This window comes from Nocardioides sp. (assembly GCF_016462705.1).
Lineage (GTDB): Bacteria > Actinomycetota > Actinomycetes > Propionibacteriales > Nocardioidaceae > Nocardioides.
In genome coordinates this window covers 18,168-27,585 of record NZ_JAEMSS010000037.1, presented here as the reverse complement: position 1 = coordinate 27,585, position 9,418 = coordinate 18,168, and the positions used below count along the sequence as shown (strand labels likewise).

Annotated in this window: 10 protein-coding genes; 2 read left to right on the top strand and 8 right to left on the bottom strand. The window is 74.8% G+C overall.

Going from position 1 to position 9,418, the window contains the following annotated elements:
* Both JHD21_RS07010 and JHD21_RS07005 read left to right on the top strand, forming a co-directional pair.
* On the top strand, positions 1-1,103 hold a 1,103-nt coding region (locus JHD21_RS07010; RefSeq protein ID WP_292672795.1), incomplete at its 5' end, for an NAD(P)/FAD-dependent oxidoreductase.
* Positions 1,103-2,110, top strand: coding sequence for an alpha/beta hydrolase (locus tag JHD21_RS07005; RefSeq protein ID WP_292672793.1), 1,008 nt, complete (start codon positions 1,103-1,105; stop codon positions 2,108-2,110). The genes JHD21_RS07010 and JHD21_RS07005, both read left to right, overlap by 1 nt.
* 46 nt (positions 2,111-2,156) lie before the next feature.
* On the opposite strand, the gene idi is transcribed toward JHD21_RS07005, so the two are convergent.
* From idi to JHD21_RS06965, 8 genes are read right to left on the bottom strand one after another with little or no spacing between them, the layout of a single operon-like run.
* On the bottom strand, positions 2,157-2,732 hold the full coding sequence (gene idi / locus JHD21_RS07000; RefSeq protein ID WP_292672792.1) for an isopentenyl-diphosphate Delta-isomerase: 576 nt from the start codon (positions 2,730-2,732) through the stop codon (positions 2,157-2,159).
* Complete coding sequence (locus JHD21_RS06995) at positions 2,729-3,748, bottom strand: FAD-dependent monooxygenase (protein WP_292672791.1); 1,020 nt, start codon at positions 3,746-3,748, stop codon at positions 2,729-2,731. Before JHD21_RS06995 ends, idi begins: the two co-directional genes overlap by 4 nt.
* 21 nt (positions 3,749-3,769) lie before the next feature.
* Complete coding sequence (locus JHD21_RS06990; protein WP_292672788.1) at positions 3,770-4,300, bottom strand: isoprenylcysteine carboxyl methyltransferase family protein; 531 nt, start codon at positions 4,298-4,300, stop codon at positions 3,770-3,772.
* Positions 4,297-5,367 (bottom strand): 3-oxoacyl-[acyl-carrier-protein] synthase III C-terminal domain-containing protein, encoded by a 1,071-nt coding sequence (locus JHD21_RS06985; protein ID WP_292672786.1) that lies wholly within the window; start codon positions 5,365-5,367, stop codon positions 4,297-4,299. Before JHD21_RS06985 ends, JHD21_RS06990 begins: the two co-directional genes overlap by 4 nt.
* Positions 5,368-5,370: 3 nt before the next feature.
* The gene (locus JHD21_RS06980; protein ID WP_292672785.1) at positions 5,371-6,579 is read right to left on the bottom strand and encodes an NAD(P)/FAD-dependent oxidoreductase; all 1,209 of its coding nucleotides are present in this window, start codon (positions 6,577-6,579) and stop codon (positions 5,371-5,373) included.
* Entirely contained in the window at positions 6,576-7,373 is a 798-nt protein-coding gene (locus JHD21_RS06975) for a UbiA family prenyltransferase (RefSeq protein WP_292672783.1), read from the bottom strand. The genes JHD21_RS06980 and JHD21_RS06975 overlap by 4 nt, the downstream gene beginning before the upstream one ends.
* Positions 7,370-8,281, bottom strand: coding sequence for a sucrase ferredoxin (locus JHD21_RS06970; RefSeq protein ID WP_292672781.1), 912 nt, complete (start codon positions 8,279-8,281; stop codon positions 7,370-7,372). The genes JHD21_RS06975 and JHD21_RS06970 overlap by 4 nt, the downstream gene beginning before the upstream one ends.
* Entirely contained in the window at positions 8,278-9,411 is a 1,134-nt protein-coding gene (locus JHD21_RS06965) for a cupin domain-containing protein (protein WP_292672780.1), read from the bottom strand. The genes JHD21_RS06970 and JHD21_RS06965 overlap by 4 nt, the downstream gene beginning before the upstream one ends.
* Positions 9,412-9,418 lie beyond the last annotated feature (7 nt).

Sequence of the window (9,418 nt, the reverse complement as noted above, 5' to 3'; positions counted from 1 at the left end):
CCGTCGGCCAGCTCAACCGGCCGGCCGTGCCCGACGTACCCGGCGAGTTCGCGGGGCCGGCCTTCCACACCGCACGCTGGCCCGACGACGTCGACCTGACCGGCAAGGACGTGGTGATGGTGGGCGCCGGCGCGACCGGGTTCCAGGTGGCGCCCGCGATCGCGGACCAGGTGCGGTCGCTGACCGTGCTCCAGCGCACCGCGCAGTGGATGTTCCCCAACCCCGGCTACCACGACGCGGTCGGGCCGGGGGTGGGCTGGGCGATCAGGCACCTGCCGTTCTACGGGCGCTGGTTCCGGTTCCTGACGCTGTGGCCGGGCACCGACACCGGGCTGGCGGCCGCCAAGGTCGACCCCGCCTGGGAGCCGCAGGAGCGGTCGGTGAGCGAGGTCAACGAGATGGTCCGCACCATGTTCACGGACTGGATCACCAGCCAGGTGGACGGCGACCCGGACCTGGTCGCCAAGGTGGTGCCGCCGTACCCGCCGACCGCCAAGCGCACGCTGCAGGACAACGGGTCGTGGCTCCGCACCCTGACCCGGGACGACGTCGAGCTGGTCCGGAGCGGGGTGTCCCGGCTCGAGCCGGACGCCGTCGTGGACTCCGACGGCGTGCGCCACCGCGCGGACGTGCTGGTCTGGGCGACCGGGTTCCGGGCCAACGACTTCCTCGTCCCGATGACCGTCCGCGGCCGCGGCGGCGTCGACCTCCACGAGCACTGGGGGTCACGACCGCGTGCCCACCTCGGGGTGACGGTTCCGGGGTTCCCCAACTTCTTCATGCTCTACGGACCGGCCACCAACCTGGCCAGCGGCGGGAGCATCATCCTGGCCTCGGAGTGCGAGGTCTCCTACGTGCTGGCCTGCCTGCGGATGCTGGTCGAGGCCGGCGGCGACACCGTCGAGCCCACGCAGGCGGCGTACGACGACTACTACGAACGGACCCAGGCCGAGGTGAAGACGATGGTCTGGTCGTCGCCGTACATCGGGCACGGCTACTACCAGGACGAGGCCGGTGAGGTGCACGGCCTCAACCCGTGGAGACTGGTCGACTACTGGGCCTGGACCCGGGACCCCGACCCCGCCGACCTCGAGGTCCGCTGATGGACGCCTCCCTGTTCCCGAGCCTGGACCCGGACCTGGTCGGCATGGTCACCGCGCTGCCCGACCTGGGCGACAGCCTCGACGACCTGGCCGGTGCCCGGGAGTTCGTCGAGGCGCTGGCCGGGCCCGCCTCGGAGGTCGACACCGCCGGGCTCGAGGTGCGCGACGTCGACCTGGACGGCTTCGGCAACCCCGCATCGGTGCGCCTCTACCTGCCGACGGGCGCCGAGACGCCGCTGCCCGGGCTGCTCTTCATCCACGGCGGCGGCTTCGTGCTGGGCAGCGTCGACCTGGAGCACCAGGTCTGCGTCGACCTGGCCCGCGTGCTGGGGGTGGTCGTGGCCAGCGTCGACTACCGGCTCGCCCCCGAGCACCCCTACCCCGCCGGGCTCGAGGACTGCTACGCCGCGCTCCAGCTGCTGGCCGGGCTGCCCGAGGTCGACCCGGCCCGGGTCGCCGTGCACGGGCAGAGCGCCGGCGGCTGCCTGTCCGCCGCCGTGGCGCTGCTGGCCCGCGACCGCGGCGGCCCCGCGCTCTGCTTCCAGTCGCTCGACGTCCCGGTGACCGACGACCGCCTGGAGACCCCGTCGATGCGCTCCGCGGGGCCGTGGCCGATGTGGAGCCCCCAGCAGGCGGCGGCCTCGTGGCGGCTCTACCTCGACGGCCAGGCGGCCGACCAGTACGCCGCTCCCGCCCGCGCCGAGGACCTGTCCGGCCTGCCCCCGGCGTACGTCGTGACCTGCGAGCTCGACCCGCTCCGCGACGAGGGGATCGCCTACGCCACCCGGCTGATGACCGCCGGCGTCCCGGTCGAGCTGCACTGCTGGCCGGGCACCTTCCACGGCGTGCAGATCGTCCCGGAGGCCGAGGTGGTCAAGCGCATGGAGGCGGAGCGCCGGGCGGTGCTCGCCCGGGCGCTGGGCGTCGCGGGTCGGACCGGCGGCGGAGTCCCCGGACATCAGGGGACCGTGCCGCTTCTGCACCGAGATCTGGGTGCAGAAGCGTAGGAGTCACCGGATCTCCGGGGACTCCGCCCGTAGCTCGGGCCGGGGCCTACCGCGCGGCGGCGGGCAGGTCGGCCGGGTCCTCAGCCGGCGCGGAGAGCGGGTCCTCGGGCAGCGCCGCCACCTGCTCGACGCACCACGAGCTGACGTCCCGGCTGCCGTCGAGGACGCGAGCCCGGAACGACGGCCAGTCGACCCACTCGTGGGCGTCGACCTCCTCCGGGTCGAGCCGGACGGCGTCGCGGGTGGTCGCCACGAAGACCGGGCACATCTCGTTCTCGGTGACACCGTTGTCCATGACCGCCCGGTAGCGGAACGCCGGTAGGACCAGGCGCAGGTCGTCGAGGGTCACTCCGATCTCCTGCTCGACCCGGCGGCGTACGGCGTCCTCGATCGGCTCCCCCGGAGCCGGGTGGCCGCACGCCGAGTTGGTCCAGACGCCGCCGAACGTCGGCTTGTGCCGGGCCCGCTGCGTCAGGAGGAACCGGCCGGCCTCGTCGAAGACGTAGCAGGAGAACGCCAGGTGCAGTGGGGTGTCCGCGTGGTGCACCTCGGCCTTGGGGGCGGTCCCGATCGCGCGGCCGTCCTCGGCCAGCAGCACGACCTCCTCGACCGAGCCGGTCACACCGGCCTCGCCAGCTGGTCGACCGCCGCGTCGAAGGCCCACGGCAGCCGCGAGGCGGCGGGCACGATCCTTCGGCGGACCATCTGGACCCGGCTCGAGGCGAGCAGCGCGTGGGTGAGCAGCTCGTGCCGCCGGCCGAGACGTCGGTAGGCCGCCTCGTAGTCGTCGGGGCTCCCGGCGACGACCGCGGCCACCGCCGCCCGCGCCTGGGCGAGCCCGAGCGCGATGCCCTCGCCGGTGATCGCGTCGACGTACCCGGCCGCGTCGCCGACCAGCAGGGTCCGGCCGACCACCCTCCGGGACGCGCGCTGCCGCAGCGGGCCGGCGCCGCGGACCTTCGACCAGGTCGCCCCGGCGAACCGCTCCGCCAGCTCGGTGTGCTCGGCCAGCAGGTCGGGGAACGTCGCCGACCGGTCGGTCAGCATCGCCAGGCCCACCAGGCCGGGGCCGACCGGGGTCACGTAGGCCTCCGAGGCGGCGGCCCAGTGCACCTCGACGTACGGCGTCCAGGGCGCGACCTCGGCGTGCGCGCGCAGGCCGTGGCGCCGGTGCCGCAGCTGCGGCCGCTCGGCGCCGACCATCCGGCGGATCCGGGAGTGCAGCCCGTCGGCGGCCACGAGGTAGGCGGCGGGATCCCCGTCGACCAGCACGTGGTCGTGCCGGTTGTCGACGCGCTCCACCGGGCGCTCCTCGATCTTGACGCCGGCCGCGACGGCGGCGTCCAGGAGAGCGGCGTGCAGGACCGTGCGCCGCACGCCCCGGCCGTCGCCGCGGCGGAACGCGGTCTCGACCCGGTGCCTGCCGTCGACGTAGGCGATGCCCGCGATCCGGTGACCCTCGGGGTCGACCCCGAGCGCGGCGAGGTCGGCCACGGCTCCGGGCATCAGGCCCTCGCCGCAGGCCTTGTCGACCGGGCCGGGGCGCGGCTCGCGGACGACCACCTCGAGCCCCTCCCGGGCGGCGTAGAGCGCGGTGGCCAGGCCGACCGGTCCGCCACCTGCCACGCACAGGTCCATCACGACGCCCTCACCTCGCCATCACGACGCAGCCGCCGGGAGCGTGTCGAGGGCGGCGTTCTCCGCACGGATGCGCACCGTGAGCAGGCCGGCGTTGAGGACGGTGAAGACCAGCGCGGTGATCCACCCGGCGTGGATGAGCGGGAGCGCGAAGCCCTCCAGCACCACCGCGACGTAGTTGGGGTGCCGCAGCCAGCGGTAGGGGCCGTCGGTGACGGGCGGCATCCCGGGGACGACGATCACGCGGGTGTTCCAGCGGCGGCCCAGGGTGGCGATGCACCACCAGCGGAGCGCCTGGCTGAGCACGACGACCAGGAGCATCGACCACGCCAGCACACCCGGGACGTCGGGACGGCGGGTCCAGGCCTCGACGAGCGCGCCGACGAGCAGCCCGGTGTGCAGCACCACCATGAACGGGTAGTGGCCGAGCCCCGTCTCCACGCCGCCCTGCTGCTTGCTCCACGCCGCGTTGCGGGTCGAGACGACCAGCTCCGCGACCCGCTCGAGCCCGACCAGCCCGACGATGACCGTGAACGCGACGAGGCTGGTCATCCCGCCTGCTCCGGGGCGCGGAGCAGCACGAGCTCGGAGCAGAAGCCGGGACCCATGGCCATCAGGATGCCGTGGCTGCCGGGCGCCGGAGGCCGGTCTCGCAGGGTGTCCTCGAGGACGTGCAGCACCGACGCGGAGGACAGGTTGCCGATCGCGGCGAGCGAGTCCCAGGTGACCTCCACCGCCTCACGGGGCAGGTCGAGGGTCGACTGGAGCGCCTCGATGACCTTGGGGCCGCCCGGGTGGCAGACCCACCACCCGATGTCGTCGAGCGTGAGCCCGTGCGCGTCGAGGAAACCGTCGACGTCCTCGCGGACGTAGCGGCCGATGACCTCGGGCACCGCCGCGTCGAGCACGATCCGCAGCCCCGTGCTGCCGACGTCGAACCCCATGGTGCGCTCGGAGTCGGGGTAGAGCCGGCTGCGCGAGTCGAGGACGTGCGCACCCGGCGTCGTCCCGGAGTACGCCGACCCGGCGGCCACCACCGCGGAGGCGCCGTCCCCGAAGAGGCCGCTGGCCACCAGGTTGGGCACCGAGACGTCGTCGCGCTGGACGGTCAGCGAGCAGAGCTCGACCGCGACCAGGGCGGCGACCTGGTCGCGGTGGCCGGCGAGGTAGTCGGCGAGCCGGGCGATCCCCGCGGCTCCCGCGACGCAGCCGAGACCGACCAGTGGCACCCGCTTCACGTCGGGGCGCAGCCCGACGACGGCCGCGATCCGGGCCTCCAGCGACGGCACCGCCAGCCCGGTCACCGTGGCCGAGATGACCAGGTCGACGTCGGTGGGCGTGAGGTCGGCGGCCTTGAGCGCGTCCTGGAGCGCCCGGGCCCCCAGCTCGACGGCGTGCTCGATGAAGAGGTCGTTGGCCTGGGTGAAGGACTCGATCCGGCCGTAGTCCTCCAGCGGCAGCACCGTGTGCCGGAACTCGACCCCGGCGTTGGAATGGAACCGCCGCAGCAGCCGCTCGTCGAGGCTCCGCTCGGCGATGAAGGCCGCGAACGCGTCGGTGATCTCCGACTGCGGGTGACGGTGCCCCGGGAGGGCTCCGCGGACGCTCAGGATCTGCATGTGTCACGGTCCCTTCGCGAGCCGGGTGAGGGGAGTGCGGGGGACGGTGCGTCGGGCCACTCCGGTGATCAGGTGCCCGACCAGGTGCCGGGAGATGCGCCCGTCGCCGAGCCCGAGCTCGACCAGCTCGTCGAAGACGCGGGCGTCGCGCCGGGCGGCCCGGATGCCGCCCTCGACCAGGGTCGCGCTCTCGGCGAGCCGGGCCGCGGTCCAGGTGTGCTTGAGGTGCCGACCGAGCAGCGCCCGGACCGCGCGGCGGTGCAGCTCGCCCGCACGCGCGGGGTTGCCGGCCCGGAACGCCTGGGCGGCGGCGCGCCCGGCCGTGATGCCGGTCGCGACCGCGTAGTAGATGCCCTCCCCCGTCATCGGGTTGATCAGCCCGGCCGCGTCGCCGGTCAGCAGCACCGGCCCGTCCGGCTGCTCCCAGCTCCAGCCGGACAGCGGCAGGTGGTGCGCCTTCCACTGGTCTCCGGCCGCGACGCTGCCGGGCAGCAGGCGGTCGAGCTGGTCGAGGAGCAGAGCCCTGCTGGGCGGGTCGTCGGTGCGGTCGGACGGCAGCAGCTCGCCGTACCCGACGTTGGACAGGCCGTCACCGCGGTCGAAGGCCCAGGCGTACGACGGCTGGCGGCGGTCGCCGTAGCGGATCACCTGGGTGCCGCGGCGCTCGGACGGCGTCGGCGCGTAGCCACGGATCGCCAGGGCACGGCGTCCGTCGCGCAGGCCGAGGTGGCCGCGCAGGACGCTGTGCGCACCGTCGGCACCGACGACGACCGGTGCCCGGTAGCGGCCGTCGAGGACGATCCCCTCGGCGGTGGCGCGGACGTCGGTCACCCGGTGCCGGACCAGGGTGGCACCGGCCGCCACGGCCCGCTCGACCAGGCGGGCGTCGAACACCTCGCGCGGGATGACGTAGACCGGTCGGGCCATCGGGCGGGCGACCGACGAGGACCCGCGGGCGAGCTCGAGCCGGGTCAGCGGCGTCCACCCCTCCTCGATCCCGGTCACCCCGATCCGGCCGAGCCGGTCGAAGACGTGCGGAGCGATGCCGTCGCCGCAGGACTTGTCGCGCGGGAAGTCGGCACGGTCGAGCAGCAGCACCCGCAGCCCGGGCCCGGCGTGGATGACGCTGAGCGCGGTCGAGGTGCCGGCCGGTCCGGCGCCGACCACGATGACGTCCCAGTCGCTGACCGGCGCCGGCACCCCGTGGCTCATCCGGCCACCACCAGCATGGCGACGTCGACGAGGGCCATGCCGATCGCGGCGCGGAACGGCGTGCGACCGTCCGTGACCAGCGCGACGACGGCCAGGCCCCCCACGACGACCAGGGCCGCCGCGGCCAGGGCGGGGTCGACGGTCGCTCCGAGCACGATCACCACTGTCGCACCCACCAGCACGGCCGCGGCCAGGACCGAGGAACGCCGGGCCCCGAGCCGGTGCGGCAGTCCCCGGACGCCCGTCGCGGCGTCGTCGGCGAGGTCGGGGAGGACGTTGACCAGGTGCGCCCCGACGCCCAGCAGCGCACCGGCGACGACCATCCACCAGGGCGGGAGCTCCGAGGGCCGGTCGACGAGGGCGACGAACGCCGGGAGTGCGCCGAACGCCACGGCGTAGGGCGCCCACGACCACGCGGTCGACTTGAGGCCGAGGTTGTAGGCCCAGCCGGACGCCACCGTGAGCAGCTGGACCGGTCCGGCGACCAGGCCGCAGAGGAGGGACAGCGGGACGGTCGCGACCAGCGCCAGCCCGCACGCGACCCGGACCACCCGCTCGTCGAGGTCACCCGTCGCGAGCGGCTTGTCGCGGCGGCCGACCGCGCGGTCCCGGGCGGCGTCGACGAGGTCGTTGGACCAGCCGATCGACAGCTGGCCGGTCAGCACCGCCGCCACGACGAGGGCCACGTCCGCAGGACCGAGGCCGACCGCGACGCCGAGCATGCCGGCCAGGACCGTCACCGCGAACGCCGGGCCGGGGTGCGCGGCACCGAGCAGCGCTGCCGCTCTCCTCACCCGTCGCCCACCACGCTCAGGTCGAGCAGCTCGTGCTCCACGAACCGGCTGTCGCGGGCCGCGGAGCAGGTCAGCTGCTGCGGCTCCGCCGACAGGGTGGTGCGCACGGTGACGGCGTACGTCGCGCCGCGGGCGGCGAAGCGGGCGGTGACCACGTCGCCGTCCGCCCCCTTCGTGGCCGTGCGGGACGTGAAGCGGACCCCGGCCAGCGTCGTCTCGCCGAGGTGCGTGCGCAGCGCGATCTCGGCGTACTGCAGCGGCATGCCGAGACCGGACCGCCCCCGGAGGTGGGCGAGCGAGACCCGGCCGGCCAGCTGGGCGGCGGCCACCTCGACGGCCGACTCGGCGTCGAGCCGGCCGTAGTAGAGGCCGTGCGGCAGGACCACGGCGTTGGCCGCGAACCGGTCGCCGCCGATGTGCGAGACCTCCCACGTCTGCTCCGGGTGCCGCTCGGCGAGCGCCGCGGCGACGGGACGTCCGCGCTCGGCGCAGCAGGTGTCGTGTCTCCCGTGCGTGCAGACCGCGAAAACCGGGTCGAGCTGCGGCGTCAGGCCCGGGGAGCGGCCGGCACCGAGCGCCTCAACGTCGAGGTCGTGCACCTCGTGGACGTCCCCGAGGACGGTGGTCTCGAGCCACGGCTCGGTGTGATGGGCGTACGCCGCGAAGACCCGCAGCCCCTCCGACGGCCGCTGCCGGCCCGGCCGGCGGATCAGCAGCACCCGGACCCGGGCGGCGGACGCGCGAGCGGTGAGCTCGTCTCCGAGGCCGTCGGGCAGCCGGGCGTCCCGGAGCGCGTTCTCACCCCACGGGCCGGGGTTCTCGAGCAGCAGGAACGCGCGGACCGTCGAGGCGGTGCCGGCGGCGGGCTCGTCGCGGAGCAGGCTCGCCGCGGCGCAGCGGAAGCTCACGGCTCGAGGACTTCGAGCAGCCCCTCCCGCACCAGCCTGCGACACAGGACCAGCCTGCTCTGCTCGTCCAACGGCAGGTCGGCCGGGCGCAGCTCGGCGCGGGAGCGGATCTCGTCGAGCGCCGGCCGGACCCGGGCGGGGACCGTGAGCGAGCGGTCGCCGAGGAGCACCTCGACCGTGCGGCCCTGGTCGCCGTGGCCACCGCGGTCCAGCAGCACGCACGGATGACCGGGCCGGCGCCGCAGCCGGGAGGTGTCGGTGAGGGAGCCGACCTCGATGACGTCCGTGAGCCCGCCGGGGAGGCGGGGCGGACGCTGGGTGAGGAAGCGGCGTACCTCGTCCTCGATCGCGACCGCCGGGTCGACCCCGCGGAGCTCGTCGGCGACGTCGTGCAGGTGCCGGCCGAGCTGGTGCGCCAGGCCCTGCGGGTCGTCGAGGTAGCCGGCCGGCAGGTGCTCGTCGGGCACCCGGGCGGCGAGCGCGCTGATCGCGCGGGTGACCAGGCCGCGCCAGGTCAGCTGGTTGATGCCGATGGTGATGTGCAGGGAGATGGTGTCCTGGGTGCGCGCGGCGTGGGGGGTGCCGGTCGGCATGTACATGACGTGGCCCGGCTCGAAGACGGGCTCCTCGACACCGTCCTGGCCGTGGACCTCCCACTGCTTCGAACCGGCGGTCTGCAGCACGAAGACGTCGTGGGTGTCCTGGTGCACGGCGAAGCCCTGGGCGCCGACGGGCGTCAGGTAGGCGTTGGCCTGGCACGGGTGCCCGAGGTCGAGCTCCAGCTCGGCGATCAGCCGGGTCAGCGGCGGCCAGTAGCGGTGCAGGCCCTGGAAGACGACGGTCGCGCCGTCCTCGAAGAGGGCGAGCGCCTTGCGGGCGTCGACCAGGCCGGTGAGCTGGCGGCCGGCGAGCGTCGCCGAGCGGGTGTACGTCGACTCGGGCAGCACCGCGCCGTCGCGGACCAGCCGCACGGACGGCGTACGGATGGCGGTCGAGGTGAGCAGGTGGTCGGCGTCCTCGAGGGAGAGGTAGGCCGCGAGCTCGGCCGGCTCGACCCGGTGGTGGTGGACCCGGGACGCCCAGACCTTCTCGACGAAGGTCTGGGCGTCACCGGTGAGCTGGTCGAGCACTCCGGAA